This is a genomic window from Cyanobacteria bacterium FACHB-DQ100 (genome assembly GCA_014695195.1).
Taxonomy (GTDB): domain Bacteria; phylum Cyanobacteriota; class Cyanobacteriia; order Leptolyngbyales; family Leptolyngbyaceae; genus Leptolyngbya.
Genome location: JACJNW010000044.1, coordinates 75,392 through 90,616, shown reverse-complemented (window position 1 = coordinate 90,616; position 15,225 = coordinate 75,392). Strand labels below are relative to the sequence as shown.

General features: G+C 49.1%; 17 protein-coding genes. 5 read left to right on the top strand and 12 right to left on the bottom strand.

The features are described from left to right. The first annotated feature begins 65 nt into the window (after positions 1-65). A complete protein-coding gene (locus H6F51_25380) occupies positions 66-224 on the top strand; it encodes a hypothetical protein (GenBank protein MBD1825807.1) in 159 nt (52 codons plus the stop codon). A 268-nt stretch (positions 225-492) separates the two neighbouring features. Further along, the gene (gene rfbB, locus H6F51_25375) at positions 493-1,587 is read left to right on the top strand and encodes a dTDP-glucose 4,6-dehydratase (GenBank protein ID MBD1825806.1); all 1,095 of its coding nucleotides are present in this window, start codon (positions 493-495) and stop codon (positions 1,585-1,587) included. 96 nt (positions 1,588-1,683) lie between these two features. Here rfbB and H6F51_25370 read toward each other — a convergent pair whose 3' ends face one another. From H6F51_25370 to H6F51_25325, 10 genes are all read right to left on the bottom strand, one after another. Then, complete coding sequence (locus tag H6F51_25370; GenBank protein MBD1825805.1) at positions 1,684-2,709, bottom strand: pentapeptide repeat-containing protein; 1,026 nt, start codon at positions 2,707-2,709, stop codon at positions 1,684-1,686. A gap of 246 nt (positions 2,710-2,955) precedes the next feature. Continuing rightward, a complete protein-coding gene (locus H6F51_25365; protein ID MBD1825804.1) occupies positions 2,956-4,338 on the bottom strand; it encodes an SLBB domain-containing protein in 1,383 nt (460 codons plus the stop codon). Between the two features lie 91 nt (positions 4,339-4,429). Beyond that, positions 4,430-5,512 carry a glycosyltransferase family 4 protein gene (locus tag H6F51_25360; protein MBD1825803.1) on the bottom strand — a complete coding sequence of 361 codons (1,083 nt, stop codon included), beginning with the start codon at positions 5,510-5,512 and terminating at the stop codon, positions 4,430-4,432. A gap of 5 nt (positions 5,513-5,517) precedes the next feature. Continuing rightward, positions 5,518-6,654: a glycosyltransferase gene (locus H6F51_25355; GenBank protein MBD1825802.1), complete on the bottom strand. Its 1,137-nt coding sequence runs from the start codon at positions 6,652-6,654 to the stop codon at positions 5,518-5,520. A gap of 92 nt (positions 6,655-6,746) precedes the next feature. Beyond that, the gene (locus H6F51_25350; protein ID MBD1825801.1) at positions 6,747-7,910 is read right to left on the bottom strand and encodes a glycosyltransferase; all 1,164 of its coding nucleotides are present in this window, start codon (positions 7,908-7,910) and stop codon (positions 6,747-6,749) included. Between the two features lie 63 nt (positions 7,911-7,973). Further along, the gene (locus H6F51_25345; protein ID MBD1825800.1) at positions 7,974-8,171 is read right to left on the bottom strand and encodes a DUF2949 domain-containing protein; all 198 of its coding nucleotides are present in this window, start codon (positions 8,169-8,171) and stop codon (positions 7,974-7,976) included. 476 nt (positions 8,172-8,647) lie between these two features. Further along, positions 8,648-9,181 carry a DUF192 domain-containing protein gene (locus H6F51_25340; protein MBD1825799.1) on the bottom strand — a complete coding sequence of 178 codons (534 nt, stop codon included), beginning with the start codon at positions 9,179-9,181 and terminating at the stop codon, positions 8,648-8,650. After that, positions 9,178-9,867, bottom strand: a complete 690-nt coding sequence (locus tag H6F51_25335; GenBank protein ID MBD1825798.1) for a response regulator transcription factor — start codon at positions 9,865-9,867, stop codon at positions 9,178-9,180. Before H6F51_25335 ends, H6F51_25340 begins: the two co-directional genes overlap by 4 nt. 81 nt (positions 9,868-9,948) lie before the next feature. Further along, positions 9,949-10,863 (bottom strand): NAD(+) kinase, encoded by a 915-nt coding sequence (locus tag H6F51_25330; GenBank protein MBD1825797.1) that lies wholly within the window; start codon positions 10,861-10,863, stop codon positions 9,949-9,951. A gap of 40 nt (positions 10,864-10,903) precedes the next feature. Then, positions 10,904-11,887 (bottom strand): SDR family oxidoreductase, encoded by a 984-nt coding sequence (locus H6F51_25325; GenBank protein ID MBD1825796.1) that lies wholly within the window; start codon positions 11,885-11,887, stop codon positions 10,904-10,906. A gap of 237 nt (positions 11,888-12,124) precedes the next feature. On the opposite strand from H6F51_25325, the gene H6F51_25320 reads away from it, so the two are divergent. Beyond that, complete coding sequence (locus H6F51_25320; GenBank protein MBD1825795.1) at positions 12,125-12,508, top strand: helix-turn-helix transcriptional regulator; 384 nt, start codon at positions 12,125-12,127, stop codon at positions 12,506-12,508. Between the two features lie 33 nt (positions 12,509-12,541). Here the strand turns inward: H6F51_25320 and H6F51_25315 are convergent, their stop codons facing one another. Beyond that, a complete protein-coding gene (locus H6F51_25315; protein MBD1825794.1) occupies positions 12,542-12,646 on the bottom strand; it encodes a cytochrome B6 in 105 nt (34 codons plus the stop codon). Positions 12,647-12,766: 120 nt separating this feature from the next. Between H6F51_25315 and pdxA the strand changes: the two genes are divergently transcribed. Together pdxA and H6F51_25305 are read left to right on the top strand one after the other, a co-directional pair. Next, a complete protein-coding gene (gene pdxA / locus H6F51_25310) occupies positions 12,767-13,798 on the top strand; it encodes a 4-hydroxythreonine-4-phosphate dehydrogenase PdxA (GenBank protein ID MBD1825793.1) in 1,032 nt (343 codons plus the stop codon). A 293-nt stretch (positions 13,799-14,091) separates the two neighbouring features. Next, positions 14,092-14,313: a DUF4327 family protein gene (locus tag H6F51_25305; protein MBD1825792.1), complete on the top strand. Its 222-nt coding sequence runs from the start codon at positions 14,092-14,094 to the stop codon at positions 14,311-14,313. Positions 14,314-14,361: 48 nt separating this feature from the next. Here H6F51_25305 and H6F51_25300 read toward each other — a convergent pair whose 3' ends face one another. Next, positions 14,362-15,207, bottom strand: a complete 846-nt coding sequence (locus tag H6F51_25300; GenBank protein ID MBD1825791.1) for a diaminopimelate epimerase — start codon at positions 15,205-15,207, stop codon at positions 14,362-14,364. Positions 15,208-15,225: the final 18 nt, after the last annotated feature.

The window sequence follows — 15,225 nt, the reverse complement described above, 5'->3', positions numbered from 1 at the left end:
GACAAGCAGCAATCCGATAGGCGTACTGTCCAGCTAAACACAGTGCTCACGTCTTCAAGACGATCGTGAGCACTGTGTTTGCAAGCAAAGATGAATTGAACTCGACCCATACGATTAAAGGTTCTGATCGTGGCAAGTATTTTGCATCATTGCTGTTTGCTGATGGAGTTTCAGTCCCGTTGCTGGGATTAAAAGGAATGGGCGATCGCTATGAACTGCGCTAGTTGAACTAGCTTGTGCTGGGCTTTGTCTGAGCGCTACTTATACTTTCTAAACGAGGTTCATCTATCCCCGTTGAAATCGACATTTTCAGTAATTAATTTTTATTCGGGTAGACTGGTCTTACTCAATTGCAAGACCCTCTTACTGAGTGAAGAAAACCGAAGTTACGGGGAATGTCCTCATCAAAACTTGGCTTCTAAAGTACGTGATTCCGTATTGAGATCGGGCGCTTAAATTCGCCTGCGATTCATTTCATAACTTACTCATCGTATGCAAACTCTAGTGACTGGTGGGATGGGCTTTATCGGCTCAAACTACATCTTGAAAGCGCGGCACCAACATTGGAGCAGCATTGTCAACCTGGACAAGTTGACCTACGCAAGTAACCCTCAAACCTTATCGACCCTATCAGAAGATTCGGGCTACAAATTCTATCAAGGTGACATTGGGGATGCCGAACTCGTCAATCAACTGCTGGAGCAGCATCAACCCGATGCCATTCTCAACTTCGCGGCAGAAAGCCATGTGGATCGATCGATTTCCAGCCCAGATGATTTTATTACCACAAACATTGTAGGAACCTTCAAACTCTTAGAGGCAGCTAGAGACTATTGGCAGCGTCTTTCCGCAGACAAACAAGAAAAATTTCGCTTCCTGCACGTCTCAACTGATGAAGTGTATGGATCACTTGGTCTAGATGATTTGCCATTCTGTGAGGACAGCCCCTATGCTCCCAACAGTCCTTATGCCGCCTCAAAAGCTAGTTCAGATCATTTAGTCCGGGCATTTCACCATACCTACGGACTGCCAACACTCACGACCAACTGTTCTAACAACTATGGTTCTCGGCAGTTTCCTGAAAAGCTAATTCCACTAATGATTCTGAACGCGCTAGAGGGTCAAGCGCTTCCCATTTATGGAGATGGTCAAAATATTCGAGATTGGATTTATGTGGAAGATCATTGCGACGCACTCCAACTCGTTCTCCAAAAAGGAAAAGTGGGTGAAACCTACAACATTGGGGGAAATAGCGAACGCAGAAACATCACGGTGGTTGAGCAAATTTGTGCAATTCTTCAAGAGCTAGTCCCTAAACCAGATTTTCATTACACCTCGCTGATTACGTTTGTGAAAGATCGACCGGGGCACGATCGACGATACGCTATTAATAGCAGCAAGATTCTGGCTGAACTCGATTGGCAACCGCAGGAAAGTTTTGAAAGCGGATTACGCAAAACGATCCACTGGTATTTAGAGAACCCAGACTGGATTGAGCAAGTGCGCTCTGGCTCCTACTTGTCCTGGATCAAACAGCACTACGGCACTCCTTTTTCAGCAGATTCGGTGCCTCCGTCACGCTCTTGAACATGAAAGGAATTATTTTGGCGGGTGGTTGACGCTGATTGGATCAGTTCATTAACCCTAAAGTTCTACAAACTATAGGCTGGAGCTTCTGCAACGCTAGGAAGACTGCACTCCGTGAACCTTACCGTTGGGCATGATTGCGCCTTGAAGATTGGCTCCGGTGAGTTTTACCATCACCCGATCTTCAAACCCAACTTTTGCTCCGCGCAAATCTGCCCCGCGTAAATCCGCTCCACTCAAATCTGCGCCAATCAAATTCGCCTCGCGCAAATCTGCCCCACACAAATTCGCTTCTAGCAAGTTCGCCCGAAACAAGTTTGCTTTCTCCAATTTCGCCCCTTCAAGATTTGCCTTGTGCATAAATGTGTCGCTTAGGTCAGCATGAGAGAGATTGGCGCGACTGAGGTTATAGCCAGAAAGATCTTTCTCCTTCAAGTTCTGTCCGCTCAAGTCCTTTCCGGTCATGTCCGGCATTTGAGGGCGTGCCGGAGACTTCGGTGGATGGTGATACTCTGCGCGGTAATGCGACTGACGATAGTAATTTTGCGTATTGTCTGGGGATTTGGGCGGTTCAGCTTTTCGACTCGCATCCGTCGATCGCGTCTGATCCGATCGACCATTCGCGGAATAGTTCGGACGAGGATAAGGTTGGTAGGTTTGGTGACCCGGACGGGGGGTATGTCCGTTTGACGAGTGCCCATTGGACGAATGCCCGTTTGAGTGACCATTCGCTGAATGTCCGTTCGTCGAGTGCCCCTGGGAATGTCCATTGGTCGAATGCCCCTGAGCCTGTCCGGTTTGTCGCCCGTTCGTTTGAGCGTTCGTCGAGTGAGTCGGTGGGCGGTAATAGTAGGACTGGTAGTAGGTTTGCGATGCCGGTTTTGGCTGTGCCGCAGTGGGTTTCGCAGCCGTCCCGTTTTTCAGATGCGATCGCAACATATCCCGCGCATGGTTTAGCTCTTTGATTTTCGCTTCTGCTTTTTGAACCAAACGCGGATTATCCTTGGGGACGCGATCCGGATGCCAAATAAACACAAGATCTTTGTAAGCTTGGTTCACTTCTTCAAGCGAGGCTCCAAGCTCTAATCCTAATAATTGATAGCAGCGTTCTAGCTCGCCCATCTACTTCACCATCCTACGCGATCGACCAAGTACGACTGTGATTACTCACTCATTCATTCTCCTGGAATGAAGTAGAAAGTTTGCTTTGATTCAGTCTACTGGTTTCTTTGGCTTTCTGCCTCAGAATAAAGAGTGATTTAATCTCCTTAACTGAACGATTGGCTTTACAAATCAATAGAATAAGGGAACAAGGCTGCTTCTATGGTAGTCAAGCCTCGTTCCCTTTGGATCGAACTGAGTTGAAATTTAACGGAAAATCCCAAAAATTCCAAGCGCTGGACTCAAGACTTGACCCAAGCCTTCGGTAAAGGTTTGGAATCCGGTCTTGCGAACTACGATCGTATCGCCTGCTTGCAGCGGTGGATTCTTCGCTTGGTCAATGCCTCGTGAAAAATCAATATCAACGCTGCGGCGATCGACCGCTCCATTCGGCTGAAGTCGGATGAACTCAACGCGATCACGCTTCGCACCTCGCGCAAATCCACCTGCCGCAAGTAACGCCTGGTTCATTGTCGTATAGGGCGCAACTTGAACGGCACCGGGTCGCTCGACCTGCCCCACAACGTTAACGGTAATCAGTTCAGGCGAAATGACTCCGCGACCCATAATTGCGGCATCTTCTGGCGTAACTGCCACCGTTGCCATGGGCACGATCACGCGATCGCCTTCTTGGAGGATGAGGTCTTGTTTGGCATCGCCTTCGCGCAGCAGGCTCATCAAATTGACTTTGAGCACTTGCTCAGCTCCATCTGAGACAGTACGGCGCACCTGAATATCGCGAATATTCGCCCGTTGCGTAATGCCGCCTGCTTGCTGGAGCGCTCTGGTTACCGTCGGAGCTTGGAGTCGCTGCCGCGTCGTTGCGGGCTGTCCGGGCGTGACGGTTGCACCCGCATCGGAGACGGCGATCGTTTCACCCCGGACGGTTTGCGGCCCTGGGCGGTTCACCTCACCTGCGATAATCACGCTGATGGGGCGATCGGAACTTGCGCCTAAACTTGAATTTGCCAAGTCGCTTGAAGCCGCGAAATTTAACGCGGTTGCGGCGGGAACGATCACGCTATCACCATCTCGTAGCTGCACATCTTGCGACAAATCGCCCGATCGCAGCAGCTTGCCCAAGTCCACATTAAACGTCTGCATCCCGCTTCCGCCCGGACGGCGACGACTCACCTGAACTTGCTTGAGATCGGCGGATTGCTTGATGCCGCCTGCCATTTGTATCATGCGACTCAAGGTAGGAATGCCCGTGTCGTTTAGGGTGGTCGTATAGGTTCCAGGGCGCGAGACTTCGCCGGAAACGGCAACTTGAATCGGGCGGGCGGCGAGGAGGCTAATGGTAATGACTGGGCGGGTGAGATACTCACTGTAGCGTTTTGCGACAGTCGCAGAGGCTTGGCGCAGCGTCAGTCCTTGCACGGACACGCTCCCGGCAAGCGGGAAGTTAACCGAGCCGTCTGCCATGACTTGATATTCGCCGCTGTATTCTGGTACACCAAAGATGTCAACTCGGAGGCGATCGCCTGAGCCGAGCAAGTAGCCTTCATCGACCCGCACGGCAGCAGGAGCCGATTGAGTCTGGCTGCCTGAACTTTGCGCCAGGGCAGGAGTCGCTTGCGCCAGAGGCATCGCTGTCAATCCAAGTAGTGTCACTATCATCAGCGGGTTAGGCTGAACCTTTCTAACTGCTGAATTCAAATCCATAAATCTTTTAAGTCTCCTAAGCACAAACAGTCCGAGTCATTTCTGCGATCGCAGCCTGGTACACTTCTAGCGTTTCTTGATGCACTCGTTCCACTCGCAGCCAGTCGAGATTCGTCTGGGCGCGGTGTTTCCAAGATTCGAGGTCTTTGCGACATCGAAGCAGCCCTAAGAGTGCTTGGGAGAGCGCTTTCACGTCTCCGGATCGAACGAGTTGACCTGCGTTTCCACCCTCTAGGACTTCGGGAATCCCGTCCACGTTGCTTGCTACGATCGCACATCCCGCTTCTCGCGCCTCAGAGAGTGCCAGTCCAAACGGTTCTTGACGCGAGGCAAGCACGAAGATGTCGGTCGAGAGCAGGTAGCGTTGTGGCTCAGTTTGAAATCCTTCAAAGTGAATCCGCCCTGAGTGAGCGCTTTGCTGAGCTTGCCGCTCAAACGCTGCCCGATGAGGTCCGTTTCCTACTAAATATAGATGGGCGGCTGGAGATTCGTCAGCTACCTGCACAAAGGCTTCAAGTAAGTCGCGAATTCCTTTACGGGGATAGAGTCCAGCAACGGTCGTAATCGCAGGATGCTGAAGTGGTAAGGGTTTGACGTGATCGAGCGGTGGGCGGCGCGGGCTTCCGATCGTGCCGTTGGCGACGATGTGGAGCTTCTGTAAGGGAATGCCGCGATGTTGCATCGATCGTGCAACCGATCGACTGACGGCAATCACTCGATCGGCGATCCCCATCAAAGAGGCGTGGAATTGCCATTCGTTATGCACGGTCGAAACCAAGACATAATCGGAGTTTCCGCGTAATGCCTTTGCGGAAATTACGCCCCTCACCATATGGGTATGTACTACATCGGGTAAAAAAATCTGCGTAATTTCTCGGAAGTCGCGAGCAAATTTAATAACATCCAGAGGCGATCGAGGAATTTTGAGCGTGAAATGCCGGATTCGATATTGCTTCATCAAAGATTCATATTCCCCACCGCTGGATATGATCGCAACTTCCAATCCCGCCTGTGCTTGCCAACAGGCAAGATCGATCGCGGCGTTCACGATGCCGTTACCGACATCCTGAGCGTGATTGAGAACATGAAGAATTCGCATCTTAGCTATAGCAAGCGTTCTATAAGTGCCACATACTGATCGACGATGCGATCTCGCTCGAATAATTGCGATCGACGTTTTAGCGCAGCACGATCGGCTGGAGCCTCTAACAGGGTTAGAATTGCGGTAGTCATGGCGGCTGCGTCACCGACTGGACTTAGCCTACCGTATTTTCCGTAATCTAGAATTTCAGCAGGACCACTAGGGCAATCTGTAGACACAACAGGGACACCACAAGCTAAAGCTTCTGCAACCACATTGCCAAATCCCTCAAACCGCGATGACAGCGCAAATATTGCTGCTCTTGATAAGTAGGCATAGGGATTCTCTGTAAATCCAGGTAGCGCCACCTCTGCATCGAGTCCAAGGGTGTGAATCAAAGCTTCTAGCGACGATCGCTTTTCCCCTTCGCCTAAAATCATCAATCGAGCTGGGCGCTGTTCTCGCACTTTCGCAAACGCTGCAATCAGAGTCGGGAAATCTTTTTGGCTAACCAATCGCCCAATTCCTAAGATCACGGGCGGCTCGCCGGGCTGAAACCAGGGATGCTCTAGCGGTTCTTCGCTTTTTTGAAACACTTCTTCAGTAATTACAGGATTGTAAATCACCTGAATCTGCTCTAACGGGAGGTGTGTCAACTCTGACACGTCTTTCGCGGTTCCCCAGGAAGCGGCAACGATCGCATCGCATTTGGGATAAAGCCATTGCACCATGCGCGATCGCAGTTTGCCGAAGGTTGGTCTTTGATCATCTTTAAACTGTTCTGATAAATATGTTTGAACGCACATTACAAGGCGAGTCGCAACATTTGTGCCCAATCGCGCCCAATACGCCGAACTCAGGATGTCTAAAGCTGAAAATAGAATGGCAGGTTGTGCCTGTTGGAGATAGTGACGGAGGGCGAGCGTTTTAGACAAAATTACAGGAAATCTTGCCTTCAAATCGACTAGCTGAACATCAGGCGGAACGCGATCGAGATAAGCGCCTTTTGCCTCTGCCACAATTAAATTGACTCGCCAACCCCGCTCCGCTAGTCCGACAGCAAGGTACAACATGGCGCGTTCGGCTCCTCCTCCCGCCAAAGCGGGCAGAAAGACGCTGATCAGTGGTTTATCAGTGATCAAAAGTGGGCGAACAGCCATATTTTTAGACGAAGATAAAATCTTAGAGTGAGGTAATTCTAGAGAAAATTCGTCCCCCTGTAGTTTGGAATACAGGTTAGCGCTAATGAAGTTCAGTTAGCTTTCTCGACATAGTTCACTGGAGAGAGCCGATTTTGCAAATGCTGGTGAATTTGAGCATTAGTCTGAGTAAGTTGGAAATTTTGACAAGCTTGCTGTTGAGCAAAAGCAGCAATTTGAGCCGCTTCGGTTGGGAATTTGCGGCAGGATTCGATCGCTCCTGCTAGGGCTTTTGCATCCCCAGATTGAGTCAGCCATCCTGTTACACCCGGATCGATTAGCTCTACTGCCGCACCAGACGCGGCTGCGATCGTCGGTCTACCGCAGAGCATCGACTCCACAATCACCCGTCCGAAAGGTTCAGCTGCGATCGAGGTATGCGCTACGACATCACACAGTTTCATCAGTGGAATCACATCCTCGCGAAACCCCAAAAACTTCACGCGATCGCGCAGTCCTAGCTGCTGAACCTGCTGCTGTAGCTGCTGAACATAGGCTTGCTCTCCGAACAGTGCATCTCCAACAAAGACTGCACTAACGGTTTCGTCACAATATTGCAATGCTTCGATGAGAACGTGCTGTCCTTTCCAGGGCGATAGGCGGCTGAAGTGACCCACGATAAATCGTCCAGTCAAGCCGAGCGACGATCGCAACTCATTCGTCTCTACTTCAACTGCGTAGGCTTCCGGCTCAAATCCGTTGTAAACCACTTCGACTAACGCTGGATTGCCGCCTGCTTCAATAAATGCGGCTCGACTTGCCTTGGAATTTGCGATCACCAATCTGGCTTGATTTGCCATCCATACCGCGATGCGGCGATTAGCGCGGCTGAAGTGATCGGGCGAAAGAATGTCATGCAAATGATAAATCAAGGGTCGGCGGGACAGCGTACTCGCAATCGCGCCGACGACTAACGCTTTCTGTGTATTGGCGTAGATTGCATCGTATTCACGACTCAAGCCTGCAACCCGGTGGATTAACGGAAGCAATTGACCCAGACTCAATAAGCCCGCGATCGCTCCGCTCGACTTGCGAACCGCAATCGCTTTTTCAGCTAAAACCTGGACTGGAATTTTTCGCTGTTCTAATCGCTGCCGAAAGTCCCCATCTTCAAATAGACCGACTAGGCAGGAGTTCTGGTAAGCAGTTGCAATATCAAGCAAGCAGAGTTCTGCACCACCAGATTTGCCCGTCTGGTCTAGAAATAGAAGTTTCACTCCACCAACCCTCAAGCTTTAACCATCAGACCATTAGGGGAAGTTCTTTGATCGTAGAAGAATTTAGCGATCGGAGGATTCTAACCAGCTATAGATTCTGTCAAGCTGTTCTATTGTAACTAATCCATACTGCCAGAGAATCATCGGCAAGGGGCCAGGGTTCTGTTCTCGATATCGTAATGCGAGGGCGATCGAAGACGTTGAAAGTGAAAGCTCTTCCTGGAGAAAGCGAATAAATTTAGAGTGAGTAGCAGACAACATTCGGATAGCACCTCTGGAGCAATAAGGATTAGATTTTGCCCAATAATGGGCAAGTTAGATGGGAGTGGGCTTCATAGCCTACGTTTACCTGCTATAAAGCTAAAACTTGTTGTAACGAAACGAGTAGAGAATGTAAGTCAAAGGATACAAGTCGTTTGAATCCACTCTGGTATCGGCCGAGGAGCGCAACAGCTAGACTAATTCACAATCCGTTCATTCTGTTCTCAAAGCTTGTAGCTTAATGATTGCAGCTAGTTGCGAGACCCCAAGTGTAAAGATTGCCTTTTTAAACCGTCTCTATCTACGGAGTGATTGTGTCGTGTCATAGAACTTCAGAACTATTGTTTTAATGCAACATTTTATGACAAATGTTGATAAACATAGAGTGTAAGCGACGATACAAGTATAGGGGAATTTTTTCCGAAAAAGTTAAGAATTAGAAGCTGAGTCTATTTCCTGAAAAATTATTATTTGTATTATTTAATTGTCTGAATCGTGATGCGATCGCCTGCTTTTAGGTTAAGTTCTGCGGCTCTACCTGCTCTCAGTTCGATTACTTGATCAATTTCTTCAGTGGGAGAACCGTAAGTTGGGCAGGGATTTGCTTGGCAAGGTGGCACGTTTGCAGAGATCGATCGAATAATTCCGTTCCGTAAAAACAGCATATCTAGAGGAATCAGCGTGTTCTTCATCCAAAACTGGGTGGGACGGGGTGGATTGAACGGAAAGAGCATTCCCCGATCGTCTGCCAAGCTTGTACGATACATCAAGCCTGTTGCTTGCTCGTCTGGAGTTCTTGCCACTTCTAACTTGATTACTTGATCTGCAACTTTAAAGGATGCTGAAAGCGGCAGAATTTGACCCATTGATGAGTTGGAAACTATGGGGGCTGTGGGAGAAGGTGCAGGTTTTTCCCCAGTTACAATTCCATCAGGTACCGACGGCATCGTAGAGCAACTGACCAATAGCAATCCCAAACTCGCGCAGATCATTTGATGCGTTGATTTCATGACTCTCTTAAAACGTAACCAACACCGCGTACCGTTTGAATCAGGCGCTTTTCGCCCTCGTCTTCGATCTTTAAGCGGAGGTATCGAATATAAACTTCAATCACATTCGACTCCCCAACAAAATCATATCCCCAGACATTCTCTAGAATTTGCTCTCGTGTCAGCACCTCGCGGGGATGCTCCATCAGGTATTTGAGCAATTCAAACTCCTTCATCGTGAGATCGATCGCTCGACCATTGCGAAACGCCTGACGAGTTGCCAAATCTAGCACCAAGTCCCCGAACCGCAATTGTTCAGAAACCGAAATGTCCGGCTTGAGATACAACCGGACAAGCTTGAGAAATTCCTCACTGCGGTAAGGCTTGAGGAAATAATCATCCGCTCCCGCTTCGATACAGGCAACTCGATCGTCCACCGTATCTCGCGCCATCAGGAGTAACACGGGGGTTCGAGTTCCGGTCGTGCGAAGATCGTGGCAGAACGTCAGACCGGAATCTCCATCTAATAAACGATCAACCACGATGAGAGCCGGATGTTTCTCGATCGCCTGTCGCAATCCAGCACGGGCATCATGGACAACGATCGTGTCATACCCCGATTCTTGCAAATCAATGCTAACGTGATGGGCTAATGCTGGATCAGTTTCGATAATCAGGACACAGGGGGGAGCATCTGCAAGACTCATACTCGACTCGCTTACAATTCACGCCGCCATTTTAACCATAGACGCAGTAATCTGCGAAAGTGCCTCAATTACACAAAGTTGTCAGCATTGTCCAGACGAAGGTTTAGCCACATGCGGTAAGCCCCAGCCTAACTTCTCTCTGAGAACATGAAAAAATTCGGGTGGGCGTAATCGCACAAATCGAGCCGGATACGGCGCTTTTTGCACACAGACTCGATCGTTTGGCAAGACATAGCAGCCCGCATTGCCATCAGCCGTCAACACTAGCCGATTCGGATTAGCGGGGTAAATCGTGACCGGTTCGCTATTGGTAAACACCAGCGCTCGTGAGGCTAATGAGTGCGGACAAATAGGCACTAAAATCATCACCGGAACCCCCGGAACGATCACAGGGCCACCTGCGGATAAAGAATAGGCAGTTGAACCTGTCGGAGTCGAGACGATAATTCCATCCGCAGCAATATCGACGCGGGTATGCCGTCCGACCTCAATCTCAAAATGACACATGCTGGTGAGTGGTTCTCGATAGAGCACCATTTCGTTGAGGCAGAGCGCCTCCCACAGCATGACATCCTCGCGAACAATCTGCACCCGCAGCATTGTGCGTTCTTCGATCTCGTACTCATCTGCCAAGATGGCTTCGATCGCATTTGGCAATTGGTCGAGGAGGATTTCAGTCAAGAAGCCCAAATGACCCGTATTTACGGCGAGCAAAGGAATATGACAAGGGGCAACCTGGCGGAATGCAGAAAGAACGGTGCCATCGCCGCCAAGCACGATCGCAAATTTCATCTCTGCATCAAACCCTGGTGGAACTAATCGATCGATCGGCGTATGGCAGATCGGACTTTCCGGCGAGGCATAGCCCAAAATTCCACCCGCACCGGGTGCAAGTGCCACTTCCCAGCCCAGCGAAATCAGCTTGTCTTTGAGTTGCGTAGCAACCTGACAAGCAATTTCTTTGCCATCGTTGTAGATAATGCCAGCTTTCGGCACAAGCAAAAACCTATCCTAAACAATCAGGAAACATCTAATTCTAAAATCGAGGATACGCTTTCTTGGTGCGTTCTTTCTTTTTCTTGGCTTGCTCTTGGGCATATTCGACTTCCTTGAGCTTCTTCAGGATGCGGCTGAAATACTCCTGCATATAGGATTCCAGCGTTGTCATCTCTTGCGGATTGAGATTCAAGATTTGATAAGTTTCATCCATCGGAGCCACGAGCGGTCTTCCGGTTGCGACCACTTCAGTAAATGCCAGCCGATCGGCAATATTCCAAGTCCACTGGAAGAATTGAGCAATGCGACGGGTGGCTCTAACGACTCCAATCGGCGTTTTTGTCACTCGCGCTTCTTTACCGGAGAGACGTTCACAAAGCTTAATAATTTCGTCGGCGCTCCAAGCTTTTGAACCAACGACGGGAAGAGTTTTGCTGATCGACTCCGGCACTTTGAGGCATTGCACAGCGAATTTGGCAATATCGATCGTGTCCATGTAAGCAGTTGGGGCGGTACTGCCCATGACCCAAACGCCTTGCCCTTCTAGAATTGGGATGGCGTATTGTCCGATTAATCCCTGTAAGAATCCACAAGGGCGCAAAATTGTATAGTCTAATCCTGACTCTGCTAAAAACTTTTCAGTGCAGGTCTTAATTTCCATTAAGGGAACGTTGGGAAATTTTTCAGCATCCAAAATAGAAAGAAAAATATAGCGATCGACCCCTGCTGCTTTCGTCGCTTGAATTAAGTTAACTTTGCCTATCCAGTCGATTTGCCTGATGCTAAGCGAATCGGTTGCGCGAGCCGTTGCAGCATCAATCACTGCTGTCACTCCTTCTAGCGCCGCAGGTAAGGTTTCTGGATAGCACAAGTTCCCGGTGACAAGCTCGGCTCCCCATTCCTTGAGAAAGGCCGCTCTTCTGGGACTACGGACGAGACAGCGTACCTTATATCCCTCATCCAAGGCGCGACGAGTAATCTGTCTTCCCAAGGTACCCGTGGCACCTACAATCAATACGCTCATGAGGAGTTTGTGACAAAATGTTAACTTTTCGATAAATTCTATCAGAAATCTCGCATTGAAAGCACGATAAGGGCGATCGAGTTTTGAGATCCAGAATCGAGCATTCCTTATCGTAGCGTAGGTAAAGGAATGTATCGGTTTTCTTTGAGCGGGTTAAAACTCTCATTTATTCTAGAGAGCTAAGTACGCTACTCTGAAAGTATCTACGATCGTAGCAGGCTACGTTCTCGAATTTCTATGGCAAATCCTAATCTTGTGACACCTGCGGCTGACCAATGCAGTGATCAGCATCCGGTGAACTTAGACCATATTCGCTCTCTGCACCGCGACCTTTTGAGTGTGGAAAAGTCTCAGCGAATGGCAGAATTCTTTAGCTTACTGGGGGATGCCAATCGATTGAGGATTCTCTCAGCGCTATCCATTCAAGAAATTTGCGTCTGTGATCTTGCTGCTGCGGTGAAGATGTCAGAATCTGCGGTTTCGCATCAATTAAGGGCGTTACGATCGATGCGGTTAGTGGGATATCGGAAACAGGGTCGTAATGTCTATTACTCGCTCAAAGATCATCATGTGTTTAATCTTTACCGCGAGGTTGCCGAGCATTTAGATGAAGAAGAGTGAGGGAAACGGCTCCATCACTCTCGCTTCGTGTGATTACTCTTCGCCGCCCTGAAGTCTGAGAAGCAAAAAGCCCAGCGACAACCCAACCAAAATCAGGGTAAACGCCAGGATTGCGGTGTTAAAAATCTCTCCAGCCATTGTGTCAATTCTCCTGTTAAACAGCGATCGAGTTCGGTTGTCGAAGTTCGTTTTTGAAATTTGAAACCGTTCATAAGTATTGTAAAGCAGTTCAGTCACGGGTTTTTCATCACGTTTTCTATGACTCGTTTAATTATTCCAATCGGCGACCCTGCGGGAATCGGTGCAGAAGTTATTCTTAAGGCACTGGCTGATCCGACGATCGCTGAAAGTGCCGATCTTACCATCGTTGGAAATCGCAATTATCTCCATGAAATCCACGATTGCCTCAGTGCCTTATGTTCTGACTTAGCGAACCCAAAAGACCTCAAAATTCTGCACCTTGATAGTCCAGGAACGATCACACTCGGCACAGGGGATGCCTATAGTGGCGAAGCCAGTTTTCGGTGTTTAGAAACCGCAATTGATCGAACCTTGGCGGGTGAGTTTGACGGCATCGTTACGGCTCCGATCGCCAAATCTGCCTGGAAAGCCGCAGGTCACGTTTACCCCGGACAGACCGAATTGCTTGCCGAAAAAGCAGGAGTCGATCGCTACGGCATGATGTTTGTGGCTCGATCTCCTTACACCGATTGGACATTACGTACTCTTTTGGCAACCACGCACATTCCACTGCGGCAGGTTGCGGATGCCCTTACACCGAATGGATTAACGCGCAAATTGGAACTTTTGATCGAATGTCTTGAACACGCATTTGGAATTGCCCAGCCGCGAATTGCGATCGCTGGACTAAATCCCCACAGTGGCGAACAAGGACAACTTGGACGCGAAGAAATCGATTGGATCTTGACTTGGCTGGACGAGATGCGCGATCGATTTCCTCACGTTCAACTGGATGGATTGCTGCCGCCGGATACGATGTGGGTCAAACCGGGGCAGGCTTGGTTTGGGAGCGCTCCGGTGACAGCTCATGATGCGTATCTGGCGCTGTATCACGATCAAGGCTTAATTCCCGTGAAGTTAATGGCGTTCGATCGTGCCGTCAACACGTCGATCGGATTGCCGTTTGTACGAACTTCACCCGATCATGGGACTGCGTTTGATATTGCGGGTAAAGGAATTGCTGATGCAACTAGCATGAAAGCCGCGATCAAACTTGCGGTTGAACTGGTGCAGCGTCGAGCATATTTCACTTCAGCCGAAATAATATAATCTATGAATGATTTTCATAGGTTGTAAGCACTCAGGTCTGGCCGAAAAGCCAGGTTTTCGTTTCAAAGAGCAGATTTAGTGCAGAAGCAAATGTCATAAATTACTGACATTAGTAACAGTTCTTACATTTTTGACTCAGAAATGAGGTAGAAAATAATTCAGTATATCTCACTACAAAGTACGCTGTTTGAAGGAGACAGATAGCGCTAAACTTTGGATATCTTTTTAGTTAGTCCCTATACGCTAGTTAGGTTGATATCTTCGACACCCAGATTTCTCAGGAAGGTAGACCCATGCTTCAGACCGTACAGTATTCGCTTGAAATGATTCAAGACGAAGTACGCCAATTGATCGATCGCGGCGTTATTAGCAAACAACAGCCGATTTACACCCTTTGTAAGCATATTCCAGCTCGTGAGTGGATGCGCTTTGAAGCCGAGTTAGAGCGTTATGATTTTCTGCTGCGCGATCGCATTAGCGATCTAATCTGTCAGGAATGCTGGGATAACGATTAGGAGGAGCGGGGAGAAAATTCATTCAGCCTTCTCCCCACTCTCCGCTCCCTACTGCCGGATTCCAGTAAAGACCTTCTCAGCGCTGCCCGTCATATACAGCCTGTTATCGACTGCCCACTCAATTTGCAAACAACCGCCGGGCAACTCAATCGTGACGCGACGATCGCATTTTTGATTCAGTACAGCCGCAACCAGCGAGGCACAAGCTCCGGTTCCGCAAGCTAAGGTAATTCCGGCTCCGCGCTCCCAGACTCGCATTTTAAGGTAGTCCGATCGCACCACTTCAATAAACTCGGTATTGGTACGCTGCGGGAAAACAGGATGGTTTTCAAACAGGGTGCCAATTTCTTCAAGCCCGATTGCGGCAACATCGTCCACGAATGTAATACAGTGGGGGTTTCCCATACTGACACAAGTGACATTCCAAACTTGCCCTGCCACTTCGAGCGGTTGATTAATTACTTTTTGATCTGGAGCCGCGATCGTCGTCGGAATTTCTCCTGCCAATAAACGCGGTTCTCCCATATCCACCGTAACTTGACCATCGGCTTCAAACTTCGGAGTCATTACCCCTGCTAAAGTGTGAATGCGGTATTGGGGTTGAGATTTTCCGGTTTCTGCAACTTCCAAATCTGCCAGAAACCGTCCCAAACAGCGGATGCCATTTCCACACATCTCTGGCTCTGAACCATCGGAATTAAAGATTCGCATCGTGTAATCGGTGCCATCTTGACCCGGAAGCGCGAAAATCACGCCGTCTGCTCCGATGCCAAAATGTCGATCGCACCACCTTACCGCATCTTCAGGAGTCAGTTTCGGCTGATCGGACGTGCGATTGTCGATCAAAATAAAATCGTTGCCCAGCCCGTGATATTTCGTAAATTCAATCGTCATGATGATCGGTTACAAGAA

Coding starts and splice junctions, on each gene's coding strand:
- H6F51_25345 (MBD1825800.1), bottom strand. CDS start 8,171: ATGTTGTCTGCTACTCACTCTAAATTTATTCGCTTTCTCCAGGAAGAG.
- H6F51_25305 (MBD1825792.1), top strand. CDS start 14,092: ATGCTTCAGACCGTACAGTATTCGCTTGAAATGATTCAAGACGAAGTA.
- H6F51_25360 (MBD1825803.1), bottom strand. CDS start 5,512: ATGCGAATTCTTCATGTTCTCAATCACGCTCAGGATGTCGGTAACGGC.
- H6F51_25365 (MBD1825804.1), bottom strand. CDS start 4,338: ATGCCTCTGGCGCAAGCGACTCCTGCCCTGGCGCAAAGTTCAGGCAGC.
- H6F51_25320 (MBD1825795.1), top strand. CDS start 12,125: ATGGCAAATCCTAATCTTGTGACACCTGCGGCTGACCAATGCAGTGAT.
- H6F51_25340 (MBD1825799.1), bottom strand. CDS start 9,181: ATGAAATCAACGCATCAAATGATCTGCGCGAGTTTGGGATTGCTATTG.
- H6F51_25325 (MBD1825796.1), bottom strand. CDS start 11,887: ATGAGCGTATTGATTGTAGGTGCCACGGGTACCTTGGGAAGACAGATT.
- H6F51_25315 (MBD1825794.1), bottom strand. CDS start 12,646: ATGGCTGGAGAGATTTTTAACACCGCAATCCTGGCGTTTACCCTGATT.
- rfbB (MBD1825806.1), top strand. CDS start 493: ATGCAAACTCTAGTGACTGGTGGGATGGGCTTTATCGGCTCAAACTAC.
- H6F51_25300 (MBD1825791.1), bottom strand. CDS start 15,207: ATGACGATTGAATTTACGAAATATCACGGGCTGGGCAACGATTTTATT.
- H6F51_25355 (MBD1825802.1), bottom strand. CDS start 6,654: ATGGCTGTTCGCCCACTTTTGATCACTGATAAACCACTGATCAGCGTC.
- H6F51_25335 (MBD1825798.1), bottom strand. CDS start 9,867: ATGAGTCTTGCAGATGCTCCCCCCTGTGTCCTGATTATCGAAACTGAT.
- pdxA (MBD1825793.1), top strand. CDS start 12,767: ATGACTCGTTTAATTATTCCAATCGGCGACCCTGCGGGAATCGGTGCA.
- H6F51_25370 (MBD1825805.1), bottom strand. CDS start 2,709: ATGGGCGAGCTAGAACGCTGCTATCAATTATTAGGATTAGAGCTTGGA.